20 protein-coding genes and 2 pseudogenes are annotated in these 22,607 nt (G+C 68.4%); 14 read left to right on the top strand and 8 right to left on the bottom strand.

Going from position 1 to position 22,607, the window contains the following annotated elements:
* Nucleotides 1-311 precede the first annotated feature (311 nt).
* The 3 genes and pseudogenes from H0H10_RS32800 to H0H10_RS32790 all read right to left on the bottom strand — a co-directional run bounded on the left by H0H10_RS32800 (nt 312) and on the right by H0H10_RS32790 (nt 6,756).
* Entirely contained in the window at nt 312-1,877 is a 1,566-nt protein-coding gene (locus tag H0H10_RS32800; RefSeq protein ID WP_188184809.1) for a phospholipase D-like domain-containing protein, read from the bottom strand.
* The gene (locus H0H10_RS32795) at nt 1,874-5,653 is read right to left on the bottom strand and encodes an AAA domain-containing protein (protein ID WP_188184808.1); all 3,780 of its coding nucleotides are present in this window, start codon (nt 5,651-5,653) and stop codon (nt 1,874-1,876) included. Before H0H10_RS32795 ends, H0H10_RS32800 begins: the two co-directional genes overlap by 4 nt.
* Before the next feature lie 118 nt (nt 5,654-5,771).
* Nucleotides 5,772-6,756, bottom strand: a pseudogene (locus H0H10_RS32790) (carboxyvinyltransferase).
* Between H0H10_RS32790 and H0H10_RS32785 the strand changes: the two are divergent.
* Both H0H10_RS32785 and H0H10_RS32780 read left to right on the top strand, forming a co-directional pair.
* Nucleotides 6,727-7,527 (top strand): annotated as a pseudogene (locus H0H10_RS32785) (helix-turn-helix domain-containing protein); the annotation flags it as partial. The pseudogenes H0H10_RS32790 and H0H10_RS32785 sit on opposite strands and share 30 nt — an antisense overlap.
* Complete coding sequence (locus H0H10_RS32780) at nt 7,524-8,069, top strand: flavoprotein (protein WP_188184807.1); 546 nt, start codon at nt 7,524-7,526, stop codon at nt 8,067-8,069. The pseudogene H0H10_RS32785 and the gene H0H10_RS32780, both read left to right, overlap by 4 nt.
* Before the next feature lie 283 nt (nt 8,070-8,352).
* Here H0H10_RS32780 and H0H10_RS32775 read toward each other — a convergent pair whose 3' ends face one another.
* The gene (locus tag H0H10_RS32775; protein ID WP_188184806.1) at nt 8,353-8,979 is read right to left on the bottom strand and encodes a hypothetical protein; all 627 of its coding nucleotides are present in this window, start codon (nt 8,977-8,979) and stop codon (nt 8,353-8,355) included.
* 284 nt (nt 8,980-9,263) lie between these two features.
* Here H0H10_RS32775 and hemL point away from each other — a divergent pair, with 284 nt between their 5' ends.
* From hemL to H0H10_RS32735, 8 genes are all read left to right on the top strand, one after another.
* Nucleotides 9,264-10,580 (top strand): glutamate-1-semialdehyde 2,1-aminomutase, encoded by a 1,317-nt coding sequence (hemL, locus tag H0H10_RS32770; protein ID WP_188184805.1) that lies wholly within the window; start codon nt 9,264-9,266, stop codon nt 10,578-10,580.
* Between the two features lie 47 nt (nt 10,581-10,627).
* Nucleotides 10,628-11,275, top strand: coding sequence for a histidine phosphatase family protein (locus H0H10_RS32765; RefSeq protein ID WP_188184831.1), 648 nt, complete (start codon nt 10,628-10,630; stop codon nt 11,273-11,275).
* Nucleotides 11,276-11,456: 181 nt separating this feature from the next.
* On the top strand, nt 11,457-12,743 hold the full coding sequence (locus H0H10_RS32760) for a polysaccharide deacetylase family protein (RefSeq protein ID WP_188184804.1): 1,287 nt from the start codon (nt 11,457-11,459) through the stop codon (nt 12,741-12,743).
* Between the two features lie 66 nt (nt 12,744-12,809).
* On the top strand, nt 12,810-13,442 hold the full coding sequence (locus H0H10_RS32755) for a TlpA family protein disulfide reductase (protein ID WP_188184803.1): 633 nt from the start codon (nt 12,810-12,812) through the stop codon (nt 13,440-13,442).
* A gap of 1 nt (nt 13,443) precedes the next feature.
* Nucleotides 13,444-14,214, top strand: a complete 771-nt coding sequence (locus H0H10_RS32750) for a cytochrome c biogenesis CcdA family protein (RefSeq protein WP_188184802.1) — start codon at nt 13,444-13,446, stop codon at nt 14,212-14,214.
* A 3-nt stretch (nt 14,215-14,217) separates the two neighbouring features.
* Nucleotides 14,218-15,930, top strand: a complete 1,713-nt coding sequence (resB, locus tag H0H10_RS32745) for a cytochrome c biogenesis protein ResB (protein WP_188184801.1) — start codon at nt 14,218-14,220, stop codon at nt 15,928-15,930.
* A complete protein-coding gene (ccsB, locus tag H0H10_RS32740; protein WP_188184800.1) occupies nt 15,927-17,060 on the top strand; it encodes a c-type cytochrome biogenesis protein CcsB in 1,134 nt (377 codons plus the stop codon). Before resB ends, ccsB begins: the two co-directional genes overlap by 4 nt.
* A 46-nt stretch (nt 17,061-17,106) precedes the next feature.
* Nucleotides 17,107-17,511 (top strand): SRPBCC domain-containing protein, encoded by a 405-nt coding sequence (locus tag H0H10_RS32735; RefSeq protein WP_188184799.1) that lies wholly within the window; start codon nt 17,107-17,109, stop codon nt 17,509-17,511.
* A 15-nt stretch (nt 17,512-17,526) separates the two neighbouring features.
* Here the strand turns inward: H0H10_RS32735 and H0H10_RS32730 are convergent, their stop codons facing one another.
* Both H0H10_RS32730 and H0H10_RS40810 read right to left on the bottom strand, forming a co-directional pair.
* Nucleotides 17,527-18,246, bottom strand: coding sequence for a MerR family transcriptional regulator (locus H0H10_RS32730; RefSeq protein ID WP_188184798.1), 720 nt, complete (start codon nt 18,244-18,246; stop codon nt 17,527-17,529).
* 19 nt (nt 18,247-18,265) lie between these two features.
* Nucleotides 18,266-18,886, bottom strand: coding sequence for a DUF7848 domain-containing protein (locus H0H10_RS40810; protein WP_188184797.1), 621 nt, complete (start codon nt 18,884-18,886; stop codon nt 18,266-18,268).
* Between the two features lie 108 nt (nt 18,887-18,994).
* Between H0H10_RS40810 and H0H10_RS32720 the strand changes: the two genes are divergently transcribed.
* The 4 genes from H0H10_RS32720 (at nt 18,995) to H0H10_RS32710 (ending at nt 21,474) form a co-directional block, all read left to right on the top strand.
* Entirely contained in the window at nt 18,995-19,957 is a 963-nt protein-coding gene (locus tag H0H10_RS32720) for a helix-turn-helix domain-containing protein (RefSeq protein ID WP_188184796.1), read from the top strand.
* On the top strand, nt 19,905-20,018 hold the full coding sequence (locus H0H10_RS40805) for a DUF397 domain-containing protein (protein WP_309141943.1): 114 nt from the start codon (nt 19,905-19,907) through the stop codon (nt 20,016-20,018). The genes H0H10_RS32720 and H0H10_RS40805 overlap by 53 nt, the downstream gene beginning before the upstream one ends.
* Before the next feature lie 265 nt (nt 20,019-20,283).
* On the top strand, nt 20,284-21,150 hold the full coding sequence (locus tag H0H10_RS32715; protein WP_188184795.1) for a helix-turn-helix domain-containing protein: 867 nt from the start codon (nt 20,284-20,286) through the stop codon (nt 21,148-21,150).
* A 66-nt stretch (nt 21,151-21,216) separates the two neighbouring features.
* Complete coding sequence (locus tag H0H10_RS32710) at nt 21,217-21,474, top strand: hypothetical protein (RefSeq protein ID WP_188184794.1); 258 nt, start codon at nt 21,217-21,219, stop codon at nt 21,472-21,474.
* Nucleotides 21,475-21,486: 12 nt separating this feature from the next.
* Here H0H10_RS32710 and H0H10_RS32705 read toward each other — a convergent pair whose 3' ends face one another.
* Both H0H10_RS32705 and H0H10_RS32700 read right to left on the bottom strand, forming a co-directional pair.
* A complete protein-coding gene (locus H0H10_RS32705; protein WP_188184793.1) occupies nt 21,487-22,086 on the bottom strand; it encodes a TetR/AcrR family transcriptional regulator in 600 nt (199 codons plus the stop codon).
* A gap of 201 nt (nt 22,087-22,287) precedes the next feature.
* Complete coding sequence (locus tag H0H10_RS32700; RefSeq protein ID WP_188184792.1) at nt 22,288-22,596, bottom strand: PLD nuclease N-terminal domain-containing protein; 309 nt, start codon at nt 22,594-22,596, stop codon at nt 22,288-22,290.
* Between the last annotated feature and the right edge of the window lie 11 nt (nt 22,597-22,607).

Below are 22,607 nucleotides of genomic sequence, written 5' to 3'. Positions count from 1 at the left end.
CTCAGGGCCACACAAGGCAGTACGGCTGATGCCCCGCCTCGTGCAGCCGGTGCGAGAAGTCCTGCCACTCGTGCAGCAACTGAGAGGGACGGGGCGCTGACCTGGAGTTTCTCGGTGAAAAGTGCGTTGACCTGGCGGAAACTGGTCTCGGTAGTTCTCACGGGTCAACGCCGTTTCCCAGGCTCATGTGCCTTGGATGTGCCCTCGGCATCTCGGCGGCCGGAGTGCTTGGTCCGATTTCCGCGCCCGTCGGGCAGGCGCGATTGGTGGGCATTCACGTGCCACTGGAGCATGCCGCGCGAAGCAGGATGCTAACTGCGTAGATGTACCGCAACTGCGCCACGGAGAGTCATCGAACCAATATGTCCGAACTCGTCCTCACTGCTGGCACCATCGGATTGGTATGCGCGAACAACTACATCCTGTTCCACGTCCGGCGTGACGGATTCGGAGTCGAGCACTGCACAGTCGACGTCGAGGACCACCCGCGCTGAGGTGTAGCCCCCAGAAACGCACAGTCGATTGGTCTGCTGAGGTGGTGGGTGATGGCCAAGTGGCGATCTTGAGCTCTCTTCCCAACGGGACGCCAGGGTCCGCCAACGATCGATCGCAGCGGAGAACTCCTGACCTGGTGTCTCTGCCCACCATCCGGCAACCGCGCGGGCGAGTTGCGCGACGACGCCAGGGTCGGATACGAGCAGTCCGGGAAGCAGGCAGTCCGCCGGCTCCTGCGCGCTCAGCAGGGAGAGGCCACCCAAGATGGCACTGCAGCCTCTGGCTCCGCGCTCGGCTTTGACGTCTGCTATGACGATTCGGCTCACTGTTCCGGCGGATCGGTCGTTAAATCGCAGGGACCGGACAGGACCATTTGCGCTCTGTGCGGAAATGCGCTTCAGCTCAGCCAGCCCAGCTTCGTTATCGGCCTGGCCAGTTCCCCAGAGCACGTCGATGCACACGCCTCGCTCCAACGCGGCTTTGAGCCGAGGCTCCCATGCCTTCACGCCTGCTGCGTCGATCTCCGGAGCCATGATGAGGATGGAGGTCTGGGCTTGCTCGACGGCCCGTTCCACCGCTGTCAGGAAGTCGTCTGTGCTCCGAAGCAAGGTTGCGCTCCCGGGGAGCAAAGTGCCTGGCGCCGAGCTGCGGTTCGACCTGGCGCCAGGCCGATGGGGCATCAACTGTGAGATCTCGTCGTATGAGAGCTCACGCATCTCCTCGGCCCGCTCCGTGGCCTCGCGCAATAGTGTGTCGGTCAGTAGCGGTTCCCAAGACCTGGGCAGGCCGGTCACAGTGCGAGTGGAGAGATCAACAGCGACCGGCATGAACTCGTTGGCCTTGGTGTGCATGCGTGGCTCGGCTACCCACTTGATCCACTCGCCAGGCCGGTGCGGCAGCAAGCCCTGGGCCTGCCCGACGGACAGACTATTGCGCGGGTTGCGTACGGTGACCATCGAACGATCCAGGTCGGTTTGGCTCATTAGGGACCTAAGGTCCCGCAGAGTCCGCACGTTGAGCCTGGACTGCGTCTCGCGTTGTAGAAGCCCACACACCCGCTCCATGTAGAGATTCGCACGCGCTCTACGTACGACTGTGTTGTGCGGCTTGCCCCCCTCGCTGAAGGTCTGCCGGCCCTGCTCCGTGACAACAAGCCCAACCCCGAGATCCATCGCCGCCCATCCAGCGCGGACTAGGGTAACCACGCTCTCGATCAGGAGACGATCGTGCACCTTGAAAGTGTCACGCAACTCTGTCAACGTGACAGGCTGGTCGGCTTCGGCGATCAAGCGGCACACGAGTTCCTCGAGCTGCGAATACGGCCGCCCAACACCCACCTCATAAGTGACATGGAATCGGCTTACAGGAACAAGCAGAATCACTGTGCACTCCTGTGGCGGTTGCTGAGGACTTCTCGAACGGTAGGTTCCCGATACTCGCTCAGGTCAGCGGGGAGCCGTAGTACTCGCCCGTCCGCCTCCCAAGCTTCGAGTGTGGTCAGTACTTTCTTCCAGTGCCAGAGTTCCTTGTCCTGCTCGTCTAGCTCGATTAGCTCAGTTTGCTTCCGGAAGAAATCCCACGAGCCGACGAGCACGAGCAGTCTTTCTGCTCTTGAGAGCAAAACATTGAGTCGAGGCGCATCCTGAAGGAAGCCCATTCCCTGGCCGCGGAGATGTCCCGGAGCCTGGTTGTTCCGGACCAGACTGACGGCGATGATGTCTGACTGATCGCCCTGGAAAGAGTCCACGGTGAAGGCCCCTGAGCGAGGCTGCCCACCGCCCCGCCGGGCCCGTTCCGCGAACCGTACCCCGGAAGGTAGCCGACAGGACGAAAGATTGCGCTCCAGATATCCGACCTGCTGGCTGTAGGGCGAGAGCACGGTGAGTTTGAGAGGCTCTCGTCCGGCGGCAGTCGGGTCGACTTTCAGCTTTTCGATGAAGCGGAACAGTGCGTGTGCCTCCGCCGGGTTTATGTACCGGGGGACCTGCTTACCTCCAGTGGGTGCTCCCCACTCACCCGCCTCCTCACCCGCGGCACTCCACGGCGTGTCGATCCACACGATCGCCTTTCCGGCGATTCCGTCGGGTGCCACGAACGGATGAGCCAAGTTGCCGAGTCGACCCGATGACGGTTTCGTCCTGTCGGAGTTGGTCAGTTCACCGTCGTAGTACGCCTCCGAGATGAGTGTGCCGATGTCCGAATGCATCCGGTGCTGTACGGCGAGCATTCCTGCCATAGCGGCGCCCTGCTCGGTCTTACCCGTCAGCACAGGGTCATTCTCCCCTCGGCCGCCCTGTGCGTAGCTGCAGTTGTCGAAGATCGTCTTGAAGACCTTCAGCCATTCCCGGGAGTAGACGATGAAATCGTCACGCTCGGCCTCGTCCCACTCCCGCCACATCCGCACGAACTCGCGGTCCAATAGACGTGCACCGCCGTCGGGGAGGGAGTCCAGTGCATCGACGACGCGATCCAAATGGTTGACCGCATCGAGGTAGTCTTTGTCTCGGTATGGTGGCAATTGTTTTTGGTCACCGATCAGGAGCCACCGGTGGCCCGCCTGAAGGGGGAGCGCCAGGTCGAACCCATGGACCTTGCCGGATTCCTCGACGATGGACCAGTCGAAGCTCAGCTCCGACGAGAGCCCTTCAAGCTCACCAGCACTGGTGGTGCAGAACGTCAGATTGGCCCCCCTCTTGACGAGCTGACGGAAGTCCGGAAGGAGGGCTCCGGGCTCCGGAGCGGCAAGTTCGGCCTGCATGTCACGGCATGCAGCCAGCCATTGGTTCTGGACGGCGCTGCGGTCTGGTTCCGCCAGAAGGTGACGGACCGCACTGTCCAAGGTCTTGCCGACGACCTCGTCGACCGACCCCTCCTGCTCAGAGGCTCCCTCTGTCGACTTGCGCCCAAGTCGCACGGCCAGTGGCTGGCGTTCCTCGCGGACGCCCCGGAATGCCTCCTCCTTTACCTTCGACCACAGCACATCGACGGCTCCATGGGCCTGAGCCGTGATGAGGATCTGGGCGACTGGATCCTCGTCGAGGATCTGCCGCAGCAGCCAGGCCACCATGGTGGTCTTTCCTGTTCCAGGGGGGCCCTGGAGTGCGTAGATAGGACGGACCCGGAGGATGTCCTGGATGACACCTCGTTTGGACTGATCGAGCTTGGCAGGGTCAAGGGCGACAGGTGGCTCCACGTCACCCGTGTCCATGAACACCTCCCCAGGATTGGCCAGGCTGCGCAGCAGGTATGTGTGACTGGGCAGTCGGTCGATGGCCTCTTTACGCCGCTTGATCAGCCTGATCTGACCCTCCATACCGTGGCTGCGGAGGATTCCGTGATCAGGCACCTCCGTCATCTGCGCCGCCACGTCCTGCCGGGTCAGTTTGGCTTGTCTGTGGGCCACGTCGACCTGGGTGATGTTCCAGGTGGAGGAGAGTTCGGCCGGAGGAGAGCTCAAAGAGTCCAGGCTGAGTCCCGTGAGGACGACGAGTCCGGCGTCGGTCTTGGAAGAGTTCTCGCGCTCGCGCTGGAGAAACTCCACAAGCCCGCCATCTACTTGGAGGAAGCTGAGCACCTCTCGTGGGCGTTCCAACTCCTCGATCGTGATCTCTTCCTTGCCGCTGTCGGTGACGGTGCGGTCCACGATGCGGTAGGCGAAGAGCTCGGCGTCTCGGAAGAGGAGTTCGATCTGGTTGGTCACCCGCACGAACGCGCAGAACTTTTCGAGCTCTGCCCGTTGCTTGGCAGCCCTGTCTACCCTGGGAAGGCGGCGTTCCCAGCTTGATGCGTTTTGCAACAGGGTGGGCTCGGTTCGGCGGAGGTTCTCGAGGATGTTCAGCACAGTGATGCTGCCTGGCGGGAACGCAGAAACGGCGTCATCGGACGCTCCACGCAGTTCTCCCACACCGAGGACGCGGGCGTGTTTCCAGGTGGCTTCTGCCTCGCCGGCGCCCACGTACCGATCCCGGTACTGGCCGATACGAAGTTGCAGTTTGTCCCCGAGGAGCATGAAGAAATGCTGGTTGCGGACCGCGTACAAGCGGGCACCCTGACTATTCAAATCTTGCTGTACGAACCGGGTTAGGGCGGTGGCATGCCTGGCGTCCCGCGGATTGAACATCTCCGTGGGGCCCAGGCTCAGTTCTTTGCGGAGACCCGCCGCCATGGCAGATTCGGTAACCTGGGTGTTCTTTGGGTCGATCATCAGGACGTAACGGTCGTCCCATTCATTGGGTGCTGGCGATCGTCCCAGTCGGCTTACAATGTCCTCTATGCGTGCTGCGATGTCCTCGTAGCGTGTCATTCGGTCTAGGGGAGATTCCGCAACCAGGCGCAGAAGGAAGTCTCGCTCCAGGTCTGTGAGTAGGTCCTTCGATTTTTCGATTTTGTTCAGGATGTGCTTGTAACGCGCCTGGACTGTGGGGGAATTGTTGTTGAGGTGCTCGATGGGCAACAGGCATCGTGCCGCCAGAATGCCAAATCCGAACCAGTCGCCATCCGGACCGAACACCTGATGTGGGCCACCCATGGTTTCAGGTGGTGTACCCCAGTGTGCCGACAATGGGCGCGCCGAGCCAGAGCCAACCCGCACGCTCCACTCGAATCCGCCCAGTCTTAGCGAGTCGGCCCCCTGCGTGGGATCCAAGAAGACACTCTCCGCCGAGACTCCAGTATGCAGCACCTGCTGTTCGTGGAGTAGGTTGAGGCCGTCGGCAAGTCCCTTGAGGCCATTCCATAGGTCGCGACGCGACTCAGTGTTCTCGTTGGTCAGCCAGTAGTGAGAGCTGCGGTTTTCGGCGAGTTCGACGGCAAGGCATGAATATCCTGGCGCTTCCAGGGCCATTACTAAGAGCCCGATTTCATTGTCGACGCCAGCTTCTCTGAGGACCATCAAAGATCGCTCGGCGCCCGGGGAGCTGCACGCTCGATACAGGGTTCGTAGCTCCGCGTCCCACAATGCTCGATTCATGTCGGAGACGTCAGGGTCATCTTTGCTGTGAGGCCAGATCTTCAGCAGGTACTCCTGCCCATATTCACCAAGGGCGAGCCAGTTCTCTGCGCCTCCGGATCCGTTCTCATCGCTAAGCCTGCGGCGGAAAACCCTTTCGGTGAGCTCGTAACGACCCTGCAGCACTCCAGTACCACTGCTCAGATTCACGCCGACTCCCGTGCCCCCTGCGCATCGCGCTGTGTGGAGTAGAGAGGGTATCCGCCCTGGTCACGGCGGCGCAGGAGAACGTAGTGGCTACTGATTGGTAGGTGCATCAGAAGCGCTGTCACGATCCGGCGGTTTTGCCACCCCCTAGAGTTGGGCCGTGGAGACTTAGGGTGGGCGATGCCGGTGCGTTGACGCGCAAGAGGATGGTGCCGCCCTGGGCGGTGAGGCCGGCGACCATGAGGGCGGATCCGGTTCGGATGTCGGTGGCCTCCACGCCCGTTCCGGTCAGCCGTTGAGGACCGGTAAGACGGCACTCGGTGGGGGAGACTTCTTCGATGATCGCCCCGAGGCGGGCCAACTGCGGGAGAAGATTGCCGTGGCGACCCGGGGTGATGGCGTCGGCGAACAGGTGGGTACCAGGCAGGCCGAGGGCTAGGGCCATGAGCGGTGGTTCGAAGTCGGCGACCAATCCGCCAGGGCTGAGCGAGGCGGTGGCCCGTAAGAGGCGGCTGGCCACGCGGCCATCCTGGGCGTTCACGGTGAGAGCGTCCGCCTCGTTGCCGCCAGAGATGCACCAGTCGATGCAGGGCGGCCACGAGAGGGCCCAGGTCGTCGGCCCGCGCCCCTGTGATGCGTGCGCTTCCGCCGGTCGCGGCGACTGCACAGGCCAGTGTCCCTGCCTCTACCTTGTCTCCTGGCACCACCCATGCGGCGTCGCTTGGTGCTGAGGATGGCGGTGAGAGGGTGAGCAGACGTTTGCCGGTCCGGGCCTCCCAGCCAGCCGTCTGCAGGGCCTCCAGCACATAAATCACTTCCGGAGAGAGATTGGGCTCGCCCAGCCGCAGAGGCCGACCGGTGGTAACGGCCCGGAGCAGGGCGGCCACCGTCGCCCCGCGCGAGCGGAACGGCAGCACCAGGGACACGGTGCCGTTGCGGCGCCTGGCGGCCGCGACGCGATATCCGCAGTCGTCCAGCACACCCCGGTCGCCGAACGCCTCGTACACCTTGAAATACAGGTCCATCGCGCGTACGCCGATCCGGCAGCCTCCCGGCCACGGCAGCCGTGCCGCCCCGTCCCGGGCGAGCGCGCCGACCTGCGCCAGGTCGTCGGCGGCTCATCCGGTTCGGCGGAGGCGTCCGGGTTGCTCGCGACCGCCTACCAGACGTCGGTGAGCCTGTTACTGAAGCTAGCCGACCAGGGAAACGCCTGGCTAGCGGCCGGTCGGGCCATGGCCGAGGCAGAGCGATCCGGGGACCCTGTCGTCCTCGCCGCCAGCGTCCGCGTTCACGCCCACGTGCTCGTACGGGAGAAGCACACAGCCCAGGCCGTGAACATGGTGCGCCACACCGTCGACCAGCTCAGCGGCTCCTACGACCAACGCTCGCCCCGATACCTGGCAGCGGTCGGCCTGCTGCTGCTCCGCGGAGCTACCGCCGCCAGCAGAAACGGCGACCGCGGCACCACCCAGGACTTCCTCACCGAGGCCAAAGAGGTGGCCCGCTACGTCGCATTCGACAGGCCGGACGCCTGGGCGAACTTCAGCCCGACTAACGTAGCCCTGCACGAGATCAGCGCGGCTGTCTCATTCGGCGACGCCGGAATCGCCCTTCAAACCGCTCGCCCCCTCATGCGGCGGCACATCCCCGGCCCCGAGCGACGGGCCGCGCTCTGGGTGGAGGCCGCCCGCGCCTACAGTCAGCAGGGCAGGCTCGCCGACGGCTACCAGGCCCTGCGCATCGCCGAGGGCTGCGCGGCACAGGACGTCCGCCGCCCGGCCGTACGCGAACTGGTCGCCGACATGGTAGCCCGTGACCGTCGCCGGGCGCTGCCCGAGCTCCACCACTTCAGCCGCCAACTGGGAGTGCCCGCGTGAGTGACCCGCACTACAAGCCGTTCCTCCAGATCGTGGTCTGCGCGGCCGGGGTCGCCGCCGATGTCGGCCGGCTGATCACCGCGGCGCAGGAACAGCACTGGGAGGTCGGCGTGGTCGCCACCCCCCAAGGACTCGGCTTCCTTGACGCTGAGGCGGTCGAGGCCCAAACCGGCCGCCCCATCCGCTCGGCCTGGCGATCACCGGGGCAACCGCGCCCGAGCCGAGCTGCGGATGTGATTGCGGTCGCCCCAGCCACCTTCAACACGGTCAACAAGTGGGCCGCCGGAATCTCCGACAATCTCGCCCTGGGCATCCTGTGCGAGGCTCCCGCGATGGGCGTTCCGGTCGCCGTGCTGCCGTACCTGAACTCCGCCCAGGCCGCCCACCCGGCGTACCGCCAGAGCCTGGAACGGCTGCGCGAGATGGGCGTCCTGCTCGGTTCCTACGAGCCTCACCGGCCAAAGGCGGGCGGCGGAGCCGGCCGCTACGGCTGGGAGGAAGTGCTGGAGCTACTTGCCCCCAGGCTGTCCGTGCGGTCGTGATCAGCGCCGACGTGCTCGCGACTGCGGGGGACAAGGCGGTGCTGTCTCGTGGGCCAGAGCAGTGGCTCCGGACGTACATGCACCTGCTGCGTCCAGCGAGACCCGGACCCGCAAGGCGATCGACGAAGTCTTCACCGAGGCCCCGGCAGCAGAGGCCCAGGGCACATTTGTGCCCTGGGAGAAACCCGTCTGCCCTCAATGTGCCCTCGCGGCATGACGCCCCTCCCGGCCCATGACGAGGGCGGGCTCCGGAAACCCCGCCCGGCCGACCGGAAACCCCAAATCAGGGCCACACAAGGCAATACGGCTGATGCCCCGCCTCGTGCAGCCGGTGGCTGAAGTCCTGCCACTCGTGCAGCAACTGGTACACGTTGAACGCGTCCCGCGGACCGCCCCGGTCCGGGACCGTCGACCAGATGAAGGCTGCCGCGCCGACCGCCTCCTCGCCTATGCCGCGCAGGGGGTCGACGACCGTCATCGGGAGCTTCACGACCGCGTAGTCGGGGTGCAGGACGACCAGTTCCAGGGGCGGGACCCGGTGCAGGGGGACGCCCTCGATGCCGGTGAGGACCATGGCCGCCATGGTCTCCGGCTTGATCTTGGTGAACATGCCGTTCATGCCGAGCTCGTCGCCGCCGAGTTCCTCGGGGCGCATCGAGATCGGGACGCGGGCCGCGGTCGCGCCGTCGGGCGCGCCGAAGTACTTGTACGTCACCCCCACCCGGCCACCATTCCCGCTCCCCGCCCCCAGCCGTTCGACCCGTCGGTCGAACCGGTCCGGCTCACTCGACGCACCGTGTCCCTGACGTGCTCCGGTCGTTTCCTCCGCGTCGCGCCGGTGCCTTCCCCGCCGGGCACGTCGAGGACCCAGGTCGTCGGTCCCCTCGCCCAGTCCGCCACCGCGATGCATATCTCCACCCGACTGCTTTTCTAGGACGCGTGACCCCCGCCGCGCAACCCGATCATCGTGTCAGTGACCTCCCCCACGGCCGCGCGCCGAAACGTGCGGTGAAGCATCTGCCCGTGGGTCGTCCGCGGCCCCCTGGTCCGCATGCCCCCGTGAACTGCGTGTATGGCTTCCAGTCTGGCAGACGGCACGGCGTCCGGGTGGGTTGTCTACCCTGATGAGGTCACCCGGGCACGCAGAGTCCGAGACGTCGGAGAAGGTCGAGAAGGTCGGAGAAGTCGCAGGTCATGAGCGAACTGGCATATCCATACGAAGCACCGGCCTCGCAGGCTCTGTTCGACCGCGCGGCTGCCGTCACGCCCGGCGGCGTGAACTCCCCGGTGCGGGCCTTCCGTGCCGTGGGCGGCACGCCCCGGTTCATGGTGTCCGGCACCGGGCCCTATCTGACGGACGCCGACGGGCGGGAGTACGTCGACCTGGTGTGTTCCTGGGGGCCGATGATCCTCGGGCACGCGCACCCCGAGGTGATCGCCGCCGTGCAGGAGGCCGTCGCCCGCGGGACGTCCTTCGGCACGCCCGCCGAGGGTGAGGTCGCGCTCGCCGAGGAGATGGTCGCCCGGGTCGCTCCGCTGGAGGAGGTGCGGCTGGTGTCCAGCGGCACCGAGGCCACCATGTCCGCCATCCGGCTCGCCCGCGGGTTCACGCAGCGCGCCAAGGTGATCAAGTTCGCCGGCTGCTACCACGGGCACGTCGACTCCCTGCTGGCCGCCGCGGGCTCCGGCGTCGCCACGTTCGCGCTGCCCGACACCCCCGGCGTCACCGGCGCCCAGGCCGGCGACACGATCGTCCTGCCGTACAACGACCTCGACGCCGTGCACGCCGCCTTCGCCGCCCACCCCGGCGAGATCGCCTGCGTGATCACCGAGGCGTCCCCCGGCAACATGGGCGTCGTGCCGCCGCTGCCCGGGTTCAACCAGGGGCTGAAGGACGCGTGCGCCGCGAACGGCGCGCTGTTCATCTCCGACGAGGTCATGACCGGCTTCCGCACCAGCAAGGCCGGCTGGTACGGCGTCGAAGGCGTCGTCCCCGACCTGATGACCTTCGGCAAGGTCATGGGCGGCGGCTTCCCGGCCGCGGCCTTCGGCGGGCGCGCCGACGTCATGGCCCACCTCGCCCCGGCCGGCCCCGTCTACCAGGCGGGCACCCTCTCCGGGAACCCGGTCGCCACCGCCGCCGGCCTCGCGCAGCTCCGCCTCCTCGACGACGCCGCGTACGAGAAGGTCAACGCGGTCTCCGCGCAGATCCAGTCGCTCGTCACCGAGGCGCTGAGCAAGGAGGGGGTGGCGCACACGCTCCAGACCGCCTCCAACATGTTCTCCGTCTTCTTCACGGACCGGCCGGTCCGCAACTACGAGGACGCCAAGGCGCAGGAGTCCTTCCGCTTCACCGCCTTCTTCCACTCGCTGCTGGCGAACGGCGTCTACCTGCCGCCGTCGTCCTTCGAGTCGTGGTTCGTGTCCACCGCGCACGACGAGCGGGCGGTGCAGCGGATCGCCGACGCCCTTCCGGCGGCGGCCCGGGCGGCCGCGGAGGCGACGGCGTGAGCGACAGCACCAGCACCAGCAAGAGCGACATCACCGTCGTCCATGTGATGCGGCACGGCGAGGTGGAGAACCCCACCGGCGTCCTCTACGGCCGCCTGCCCGGCTACCACCTCTCCGAGCTGGGCCGGCGGATGGCCGACCGGGTCGCCGATCACCTCGCGTCCCGCGACATCACGTACGTCGTGGCCTCCCCGCTGGAGCGGGCGCAGGAGACGGCGACGCCGATCGCCAAGGCGCACGGGCTGGACCTCGACACCGACGAGCGGCTGATCGAGGCCGACAACGTCTTCCAGGGCAAGACCTTCGGCATCGGCGACGGCGCGCTGCGCCGGCCCGCCAACTGGAAGCACGTGGTCAATCCGTTCAGGCCGTCCTGGGGCGAGCCGTACATCGACCAGGTCGTGCGGATGATGGGCGCCCTGAACGCGGCCAAGGACCGGGCCCGGGGGCACGAGGCCGTCCTGGTCAGCCACCAGCTGCCGATCTGGATCCTGCGCTCCTACGTCGAGCGGCGGCGGCTGTGGCACGACCCGCGCAAGCGGCAGTGCACGCTGGCGTCCCTGACGACGTTCACGTACCAGGGCGACCGGATCGTGTCCGTCGGCTACACCGAGCCCGCCCGGGACCTGGTCCCGGCGCACCTGCTGGCCGGGGCCAAGCCGGTGAAGGGGAAGGCCAAGGCGTTCGGGGCCTGACGCCTCGTCGCCATCTGCCGTACCTCCGCCCCCCGCCGTCCCCCCGGCTCCTGCCGTCCCTCCCGTGCGGTGACGGTATTCGTGACATTCGTTACGGAATCCGCACGTATTTTCGGAACCCGCCCGTTCGTCACGTCCTCTGACTGGGTGACCACCACAGGACGCGACGAACGGGGTTGCGATGCGCACTTCCCACCGCACTCTCACCCGCAGGGGGATGCTCGGACTCGGCGCGGGGGCCGCCGCCGCCGTCGGGCTCGCGGGCTGCGGCAGCCACACCTCGCCGGACGGCTCGCACCAGGCCGGCGGTTCCGGGGCCCGGCCGTCTCCGTCCGGCAGCAGCACGCCGCCCGCCCGCCCCATCGGTGACGGCTCGACGTCGTACACCGGCAAGCAGCCGCACCAGCCGGAGGCGCCCGTCCCGCTGGAGCCGGGGCAGACCCCGCCGCAGTTCGTCGTCTTCTCCTGGGACGGGGCGGGGGAGGTCGGCAACGGGCTCTTCCCGCGCTTCCTCGACCTCGCCAAGGAGCACGGCGCGCACATGACCTTCTTCCTCTCGGGGCTGTACCTGCTGCCCGAGTCGAAGAAGCGGCTGTACGACCCGCCGAACAACCCTCGTGGCGCGTCCGACATCGGCTACCTGACCGACGACCACGTCAAGGCCACGCTGCAGAACGTCCGCCGGGCCTGGCTGGAGGGCCATGAGATCGGCACCCACTTCAACGGGCACTTCTGCGCCGGCCGCGGCAGCGTGGCGAACTGGACGCCGCAGCAGTGGCGCAGCGAGATCGACCAGGCCAAGTCCTTCGTCAAGCAGTGGCGGACCAACACCGGCTGGACCGACCTGCCGTCCCTGCCGTTCGACTACGACAAGGAACTCGTCGGCGGCCGCACGCCCTGTCTGCTCGGCCAGGACAACCTGCTGCCCACCGCCCGTGAACTGGGCTGGCGCTACGACGCCTCCTCGCCCGGCGGCCGCCAGGTCTGGCCGGTGAAGCGGCAGGGGATCTGGGACCTGCCGTTGCAGCAGATACCTTTCCCCGGGCGTTCCTTCGAGGTGCTGTCGATGGACTACAACATGCTCGCCAACCAGTCGCTCAACTCGACGAAGGCACCCGCCCACAACTACCCGGGCTGGCGGGAGCAGTCCGCCCAGGCGTACATATCCGGATTCAAGCGGGCATACGAGACAAACAGGGCCCCCTTCTTCATCGGCAACCACTTCGAGCAGTGGAACGGCGGCATCTACATGGACGCCGTCGAGGAAGCCCTCAAGCACATCGCACGGGAGAAGGAGAAGGGCGGGGACGTCCGGCTGGTCTCCTTCCGCCAGTTCACCGACTGGCTGGACGTCCAGCGGCCGGAGGTGCTGGCCAAGCTCCGCACCGTCGAGGTCGGGCAGCGGCCGGCCGGCGGCTGGAACGCCTTCCTGAAGGAGACCTCGACACCCCCCGCAAACACCGCCTGAAATGCGGGTTTCCGCCCGTGAGGGGGGTGCGCAAGATCCCCGGAACGGACATGCGAAACTTTTCACATGAGTGCCGCCAGCCGCGCCCCCCTGCGCTCGAACCGCACCACCGCCCGCGTCCGTCGCCGCGCCGCACTGACCACCGGTGCCGCCGCGTGCGCGCTGCTCGTGTCCGCGTGCAGCTCCGGGGGCACCTCGGGAGGCGGCGGCCAGACGGGCTTCATCACCGGCTCCGACGGCATCGCCACCGTCAAGAAGGGGGAGCGGGCCGACGCCCCCGACCTGTCCGGCGAGACCGTCGACGGGGGACAGCTGGACGTCGGCGACTACAAGGGCAAGGTCATCGTCCTCAACGTGTGGGGCTCCTGGTGCCCGCCCTGCCGCGCCGAGGCCAAGAACTTCGAGAAGGTCTACCAGGACGTCAAGGACCAGGGCGTCCAGTTCGTCGGCATCAACACCCGCGACACCTCCACCGGTCCGGCCCGCGCCTTCGAGAAGGAGTACGGGGTCACCTACCCGAGCCTGTACGACCCGGCAGGCAAGCTGATGCTCCGCTTCGAGAAGGGCACGCTCAACCCGCAGGCGATCCCCTCCACGCTCGTCATCGACCGGGACGGCAAGGTCGCCGCGCGCACCCTCCAGGCGCTCAGCGAGGAGAAGCTGCGCAAGATGCTCGACCCGGTCCTCGCGGAGAAGTGACGTGACCGCAGTCACCACGCTCGCCGCGGAGGGCTACAACGGCACGGTGCTCAACGGCGCCCTGCTGGTGGCCCTGCCCATCGCACTGCTCGGCGGCCTCGTCTCCTTCTTCTCGCCCTGCGTCCTGCCGCTCGTCCCCGGCTACCTCTCCTACGTCACCGGGGTCACCGGCACCGACCTGGCCGAGGCCCGGCGCGGCAGGATGGTCGCCGGCGCCTCCCTCTTCGTCCTCGGCTTCACCGCCGTGTTCGTCTCCAGCGGGGCCCTGTTCGGCTTCTTCGGCTCGACGCTGCAGGAACAGCGCGGTGTCCTGTCCAAGGTGCTCGGGGTGCTCATGATCCTCATGGGCGTCTTCTTCATGGGACTGATGCCCTGGCTCACCCAGCGCGAGTTCCGCTTCCACAAGCGGCCCGTGACCGGGCTGGTCGGCGCCCCGCTGCTGGGCGCGCTGTTCGGCATCGGCTGGACGCCGTGCATCGGCCCCACCCTCGCCTCCGTGCTGGCGCTCTCCTCCGACCAGGGCACCGCCGGACGCGGCGCGATACTGACCGTCGCCTACTGCGTCGGCCTCGGCCTGCCCTTCGTGCTCGCCGCGGTCGCCTTCCGCAAGGCGCTCGGCGCCTTCGGCTGGGTCAAGCGCCACTACACGTGGGTGATGCGCATCGGCGGCACCATGATGATCGCGACCGGTCTGCTGCTGCTGACCGGCGCGTGGGACAGCATCGTGCAGGACATGCAGACCTGGTCCAACGGCTTCACTGTGGGGATCTGATCCATGAGCAACACCACTGCAGACAAGACCCCGAAGGCCGGTGACGACCAGGACCTGGGTGCCGCCGGCTCCCAGCTGTCCACCGCGCCCAAGGAGGAGGCGCCGAACCTCCCCGCCCTCGGTGTCATCGGCTGGGCGCGCTGGTTCTGGCGGCAGCTGACCTCGATGCGGGTGGCGCTGCTGCTGCTCCTGCTGCTCTCGCTGGGCGCGATCCCCGGCTCGCTGATCCCGCAGTCCGGCATCGACGCCCTGGCGGTCGAGGACTTCCGCGAGCGGCACGACGTCCTCGCGCCGATCTACGACAAGCTCGGTCTCTTCCACGTCTACAGCTCGGTGTGGTTCTCCGCGATCTACATCCTGCTGTTCGTCTCCCTCATCGGCTGCATCGTCCCGCGCACCTGGCAGTTCGTGGGCCAGCTGCGCGGCCGCCCGCCGGGCGCGCCCCGCCGCCTGACCCGGCTGCCCGCCTACACCACCTGGCGCACCGAGGCCGAGCCCGAGCAGGTCCGCGAGGCCGCGCTGGCCCTGCTGAAGAAGCGCCGCTTCCGTGCCCACACCGTCGGTGACGCCGTCGCCGCCGAGAAGGGCTATCTGCGGGAGGTCGGCAACCTCGCCTTCCACATCGCGCTGATCGTGATGCTGATCGCCTTCGCCTGGGGCCAGCTGTTCAAGTACGAGGGCAACAAGCTGATCCTGGAGGGCGACGGCTTCGCCAACACGCTCACCCAGTACGACGACTTCAAGTCCGGCAACCTCTTCGGCCAGGACGACCTGGACGCGTTCAGCTTCCGCCTGAACGACTTCAAGGGCACCTACGAGCCCACCGGCCCCAACCGCGGCACGCCGCGCACCTACGAGGCGGACGTCACCTACAGCGTCGGCGCCTACGGCAAGGAGAAGAGGACCACCATCAAGGTCAACGAGCCGCTGGAGATCGACGGCTCGAAGGTCTACCTCGTCAGCCACGGCTACGCCCCCATCGTCACCGTCAAGGACGGCAGGGGCGAGGTCGTGATGGACAAGCAGGCCGTGGCCCTGCTCCCGCTGGACGCCAACGTCACCTCCTCCGGCGCCATCAAGGTCATGGACGGCTACCGCGACGCCAAGGGCAAGAAGGAGCAGCTCGGTTTCCAGGCCTTCTTCCTGCCGACCTACGGCGGGAAGGGCAGCACGATGGTGTCCATGTTCCCGGCGCTGATCAACCCGATGCTCGCGCTGAACGCCTACCACGGCGACCTCGGCGTCGACGCGGGCATCCCGCAGAGCGTGTACCAGCTCGACAAGCGCAAGATGAAGGAGTTCAAGGACTCCGACGGCGAGCTGTTCAAGAAGCAGCTCAAGATCGGCGAGACCATGACGCTCCCGAACGGCGCCGGTTCCGTCACCTTCGACGGCGTCCAGGAGTGGGCCGGCTTCCAGGTCACCCAGCAGCCGGCCAGCGGCTGGGCGCTCGCCGGTTCCGTCGCCGCCATCTTCGGCCTCGCCGCCTCCCTCTTCGTCCAGCGCCGCCGCGTGTGGGTGCGGGCCGTCAAGGGTGCCGACGGCGTCACGGTCGTCGAGATGGCGGGCCTCGGCCGCAGCGAGTCCGCCAAGGTGCCCGAAGAGCTCGGCGACCTCGCCGGAATCCTCTACGAACAGGCGCCCGGCGCGCCCGACGACGACACCCCCGAATCCCCCGACCCCCAAGTCGTACCTGCCGAAGGGGCTGAGAAGTGACTCTCGCCGCCGTAACAGAACTGGCCGCCGCGACCAACGAGAACCTCGCGAACCTCAGCAACACGCTGATCTACTCCGCGATGGCGGTCTACACCCTCGCCTTCTTCGCCTACATCGCCGAATGGCTCTTCGGCAGCCGCAGCAAGGTCGGCCGCACCGCCGCCGCGCTCACCGCCACGAGCGAGGCCAAGGCGAAGGCCGCACCGGCCGTCACCGTGAACAAGGCCGGCGGCACCGCCGTGCTGGAGCGGCCCAAGGTCGTCGTGCGCGCCGCGGCCGGCTCCCGTGACGTGCCCGACGGGCCGGGGGCGCACGGCGGCACCGAGAAGGGCGACCTCTACGGGCGTATCGCCATCTCGCTCACCGTGCTCGCCTTCGCCATCGAGGCCGGCGGTGTGCTCACGCGGGCCCTGTCGGTGCAGCGGGCGCCGTGGGGCAACATGTACGAGTTCAACATCACCTTCACCACCGTCGCCGTCGGTGTGTACCTCGCGCTGCTCGCCCTGAAGAAGAACGTCCGCTGGCTCGGCCTTCCCCTGACCACCACGGTCCTCCTCGACCTCGGTCTCGCCGTCACTGTCTTGTACACCGCCAGCGACCAGTTGGTTCCCGCCCTCCACTCGTACTGGCTGTACATCCACGTCTCCACGGCGATCTTCTGCGGCGCGGTCTTCTACGTCGGCGCGGTCTCCACGATCCTGTACCTGTTCAAGGACTCGTTCGAGAACAAGCTCGCCGGCGGCGGCACCCCCGGCCGCTTCGCGAACTCGGTCCTGGACCGCCTGCCCGCCGCGGCCTCCCTCGACAAGTTCGCCTACCGCGTCAACGCCGCCGTCTTCCCGCTGTGGACGTTCACGATCATCGCGGGCGCGATCTGGGCCGGCGACGCCTGGGGCCGCTACTGGGGCTGGGACCCCAAGGAGGTCTGGTCCTTCATCACCTGGGTCGCCTACGCCTGCTACCTGCACGCCCGCGCCACCGCCGGCTGGAAGGGCCGCAAGGCCGCCTACCTGGCCCTGGTCGCCTTCGGCTGCTGGCTGTTCAACTACTACGGCGTCAACATCTTCGTCTCCGGCAAGCACTCCTACGCCGACGTGGGCCTGGGCGCGCTGACGTCCGTCGGTTTCTGACACCGCAGGGCGTGCGCGACCTCGGGTGCGGAGTCACGCTGGTGTCATGACCGGTTCCATCGAACAGGGCACCAGCGAGACCCGGGGGAGCGCCCATCTCCTCCACTTCCTGGTGCGGCTTCCCCGGCCCGTGGAGAAGGTCTGGCCCGCACTGGCCACCGAGGTCGGCCTCGCGGCCTGGTACACCCCGGCCGACGTCCTCGAACACCGTCTGGAAGGGGCGGTCACCCTGCGTGGCGTGGGTGCGGGACGGGTCACCGCCTGGGACGTGGAGAGGGTCGCCGAGTACACGGTGGAGGGCGGCGGCCGCATCCGCTTCCATCTGGAACGGGACGGTGACCAGGGCACCACGCTGCGCTTCACCCACGAGTTCCGGGGCGAGCAGGAGACCGAGCAGCGCTGGCGGGCGCGGTTCGAGCGGCTGATCGGCCTGCTGGAGGGCGGCACCTGACCGGCGCGACGCCCGTCACGGGCCCTCCTCGACGTACTCGACGTACGCGTGCAGGGCCCCGGCACCAGCGAGCATCGCCCGCGTACGTGCCGTGAGCACCTCGCCCCGTGCCGCGATCGCCGCCCGCAGGGCCTCGCCGCTGCCCTCCCGGCGCAGGCCGTCCAGCACCGGGCGGATCTGGTCGAAGAGATAGTGGCTGCGGCGCAGGGTGCGGACCAGCCGGGCGTCGCGGACGTCGGCGGGGTCGTACAGGCGGTACTTCGTGCCGGGCTCCCGGCGGGGCGTGAGCAGCCCGGCGGCCTCCCACACCCGCAGCGCGGACGTCCGTACGCCGATCAGCGCGGCGACCTCGCCGATGCGCAGACCGCCGGCGCCGGGCAGCGGCTCCGGCTCCTCGCGGGCCAGGTCCTCCAGCGCCTCGCTCGCGGCCCGCAGCGAGACCCGCTCCTCGTGCAGGGCGGCGTGCGCGGCGTCGACGAGCGCCAGCGCGCCCGGCACGTCCCCGTCGTGCACGGCCCGCACCACCTGCGCGGCCGTCACCGGCCCGTACCCCTCCCGCAGCGCCCGGTACGTCAGCAGCGCACGCCGGTGCACCTCCGCGAAGACGCGGTAGCCGGACGCGGTCCGCCCGGCCGGGGGCAGGATCCCGGCGTCCTCGTAATTGCGGATCTGCTGCGTCGAGAGGCCGGCCAGACGGGCCAGGTCGACGGAGCGGAGGCGACGGTCGTTGGTCATCGGCCCCGCAGCCTACGGCCTACGACCGGCACTCCAGCACCGCGTAGTCGGTGAAGCAGCGCCGGTAGCGGGTGTGCCGGGTCTCCTGGGTGTGCCTGCGCTGCCACTCCTCGACCTGCTCCGGGCTCGGGAACGGTCCGGAGGCGGCCCCGCAGTCCGACTCGTCGCCCGACACGCACCGGGCCTCGTACTCGGGCAGCGCCGACGGGTCCTGCACGATGGTGAACGGCACGTACCGGAAGATCCGGCGCCCGGCCCGGTCCACGCCGTGCCGGAGCCGCTGGTGCCGGGCCAGCAGCACGTCGGCGTCGGTCTCCGCGCTCCCGTCGCCCTCGGCCCGCGCGCGGGCGCGCCGCCGGGCCAGTGCGGTACACGTGGCGCAGCCGGCGAACGGCTCGGGCGGCGGCCCCACCTCCACCAACGGGCGGTCCGTCAACAGCCCGACCAGCGACCGGCCGTTGACCGCCCGCACCCCGGCACTGATCCGCTCCTCGGACGTCGCGGCCCGGACCAGCGCCGGGTCCGCCTGCCACTCCCGGCCCCCGCCGACCGGGCGCAGCATCACGTACGGGCCCGACAGGCCCTGGTACTCGCCGACCCTCCGCGTCCGCGGGTCGTAGACGAGCGATCCCGGTTCCATCCTCAACCTCCGTCACTCTGGGTGTATCGAGGGTTGCCGAGGGGAACCGTCCGTATCAACGTTTGACGCGTGACAGTCGACCACTGTCACGGAGGGGGAGGGGCGGCCGTGAGCCGACGCAACGCCGAGGGGGCCTCGGGGGTGAGTACGGCCGCGGTGTTCGGCGAGGTGCTGAAGCACTTCCGTGAGGCCGCGGGGCTGACGCAGGAGGGCCTGGCGGCCCGCATCCCGTGCGACCGCTCACACGTCGCGCGCGTGGAGGCGGGGACGCGGGTGCCGCAGGACACGTTCGCGAAGACGTGCGACGAGTTGCTGGGCACGGGTGGGGTGTTGGCGCGGTTGTGGGGGCGGATCGACTGGTATCCGCAGGTGGAGCATCCGGATTGGTTCGAGCGCAGGGCGCGCATGGACGCGGAGGCGGTGGCCATCCGCGCCTACCAGACGCAGGTGGTACCGGGGTTGTTGCAGACACCGGCCTATGCGACCGCCCTGTTCGCGCGGCGCCTGGCGGATCCCGCCGAGGTGGAGGAGCGGGTGCGGGCACGACTCAGTCGACAGCAGCGTTTCTACGGGGACGGCGGTCCGTACTACCTCGTCGTTCTGGACGAGGTCTGTCTGCGTCACGTGGTGGGTGGTCCGGCGGTGATGCGCGACCAGTGTGCGCATCTGCTGACCGTTGGCCGCCTCCCCAACATCCGTATCCAGGTGGTGCCGTTGAGCCGCCCGGACATCGACCGGCCGGACACCTCACTGTCGTTGATCGAACTGCCCGACGGGGAGCGTTGGGTGTACTCGGAGTCGTTGGATCGTGGCCATTTCAGCGACGATCCGACCGTCTTCGCCCGCCATAGTGCGACCTATGATGTGCTCCGGGCGGACGTGCTGTCAGCCCTTGAGTCCGCCGCTCTGATCAGCGACGTGATGGAAGGGTACGAGCATCATGAAGAGCCACGATCTGAGCGCCGCCAACTGGATCAAGAGCAGCTACAGCGGCGCCAACGGCGGAGACTGCGTCGAAATCGCCCCCGAATTCCCCGGCGTCGTCCCGGTCCGCGACAGCAAGAACCCTGACGGGCCGGTCCTGTTGGTCACCCGTTCCGCCTGGGCCGCGTTCACGTCGGCCCTGCGCTGACACCGGAACCCGGTTTCTCGCGCTCCGGTGCTGCGGGCGACTACCCCGTAAAGGACTCCTGGGGAAGAAAGAACCCCACCAAGCCCCACCCCTCCCGCCCGTGGCGCGGTCTCACTCGGGCGGGTGAACATCATCGGTTGGGCTGGATTTCGGATCCCCCAACTCCCTTACGCTCAGCGCAACAACCGCTGACATATGTCGGCCCCCGTCGGGGAGTAGCGATCCCCGCGAGGGCCTGACCACCGAGGAAGGTCCAATCTTCCTGATGGGTACCCCCGACCTTAGCGTGCCCTCGCACGCCCAGTCCGCCGTTGGCGTCAATCACCCCCGATCCGGGGACGGTCGCCGCCATCCCTCCGGCGTCATCCACGACAACGTCCGGCACACCACGAACTTCACGGTGGTCGGCAACCACCTCGCCCAGCACCCGGAGTTGTCGCTGCTGGCGATCGGGCTGGGGCTGCACATCCAGTCGCTGCCCGCGGGCAGGCCCTGCGACATCAAGACCCTCGCCGCGCGCTTCAAGGAGGGCACGGCCCGGATCGCCGCCGGCCTGCGCGAGCTGGAGGCCCACGGCTACCTGCGCCGGGAACGCGTACGTACCCCCGCCGGGCGCATCGTCACCCGTACGGTCTCCTGCAACCACCCGGGTGCGACGCGGCACCGCCCGGAGCCCGTCAGGAAGCCCCACGCCGAGCAGCGCCCGCCCCGCAAGAAGCGCGCCCTGCCCGCCGTACCGCAGCCGAGCTGCAAGTCCCCGGCGCTCCTCCAGCAGGCCACCGACCTCCTCGCCGGCCTGCGCGGCCACGCCCCCGGCCTGCTCCTGTCGGCCTGCGACACCACCCACCTGGCCCCCGGCGTGGCGGCCTGGCTGGAACGCGACGTGACCCCCTCGGCGGTACGCCACGCCCTGACCACCGGCCTGCCACCCGAAGGCGTTCGCCGCCCGGCCGCCCTCCTCGCCCACCGCCTCACGGCCCAGTTGCCCCCGCCGCCGCCCGTCCGCGCCCCGGCCGCACCGCCACCCGTCCGGCACCCGCTCCAGAACTGCGACGGCTGCGACCGCGGCTTCCGCGCCCCGGAGCCCGGAGGACGCTGCCGCGACTGCCGAGCAGCCGCCGGCCATCCCTGACCCCTGAACGGAGACCCATGGTCAGCCCTGGGCAGCCGCCCGGCGAAGCACCTCTGGAGGAACCTGGTGGCCGTGGACCTCTCCTTCTACAAGTCGTACATCGCCCAAGAGATCCTGGACGAGGGCCGCGAACAGGGCCGCGAACAGGGCCGCGCCCAGCAGGGCGCCCAAGACGTCCTGCTCGTCCTGGAGCAGCGCGGCCTCGATGTCGCCGATGACGTCCGCAGGCGCATCACGGAGTGCGACGACCCCGAAGTCCTCCGCCGCTGGCTCGCCCGCGCTGTCACCGCACGCACAGCCGAAGGGATCTTCGGCGACGAGTGAGGCGGCCCCGTCTCACTCCGGCTCCGCGCTGATCGAGCGCCAGATCCGCTCCGGCAGGACACGGGCCGCCTCGTCGAGGTCGATGTCGCCGAAGGTCAGCCAGCGGCGGGCGGCGCCGACGACCGGGCCGAGGACGAGGGACTCGATCAGCGGCACGGGCAGCGGTGCGATCTCGCCCTTCTCGACGTGGTGCGCCACCCATGCGGCCATCGGCGTCAGCCTGGCCTCCTGGGCGTCACGGAGCCGTGCCGCCTGGGTCATCCCGAGACGGTCGGCCCGCGAGGAGTGCAGCAGCATGCCCGCCTCCCGGTGTTCCCGGACGAAGGACAAGTAGGCGCGCGTCAGGGCGCGGACGCCGGTGCGGGCGGTGCGCGAGTGCTCCAGGGCCGTGACCATCTCGCCCAGCAGCCGCTCCAGCCAGCGCATCAGCAGGGCGTCGACCAGGCCGTCGATGCTGCCGAAGTGGTGGTAGAGGCTGCCCAGGCTGACCCCGCTGGCCTTGGTCACGGCGTTGACCGTCAGCGCCTGCTCGCCCCCCTCGGCGTAGACGCGCAGCGCCGTGTCCAGGAGCAGTTCGACGGTGGCCTCGCCACGTTGCTGCTTGGGGCTCATGGGGCGACCGTCCTCGAACGTCGTGCTGGTGCGATGAACTTATGGAGCCGCGCGGAAATAGAATGATTTTCTAGAAGCACCTTTTAAGCCGGGACGCCGATGGTGCAGACTGAGGCCCTGTCCGGACCCGTGTCCGTCCGTGCGGACCGGGGGGAACGTGCGGCCACGGGTCCGGCCGGGCGCCGCCGGTCCGACCCCGTCTCAGCCGTCGCCGTCCCTCTTGGGCCTGTCGTCCTTGTCGTCGTCGAGGGACTTCAGGAACTCGGGGTTGTCGTCCGGCGCGACCCACTGGCGCCGTCCGCCGCCCTGCCACGGCGACCCGCCCGCCGGCTGCCGCTTCTTCCCGGCGATGATCCACGAGATCGAGCCGACCAGCGGGAACAGCAGCACGAGGATCGCCCACAGCGGCTTCGGCATGTGGCGGACGTCCTCGTCCTTCGTGCTGATGCAGTCGATGAACGCGTAGACGCTCAACGCCAGTGGCACGAGGAACATCAGCACCCGGAGCATGGGCCCTCTCC

The organism is Streptomyces griseicoloratus, assembly GCF_014534645.1.
Classification (GTDB): Bacteria; Actinomycetota; Actinomycetes; order Streptomycetales; family Streptomycetaceae; genus Streptomyces; species Streptomyces griseicoloratus.
Note: the sequence above shows the minus strand (reverse complement) of the source record. Positions and strands in the feature narration are given on the sequence as shown.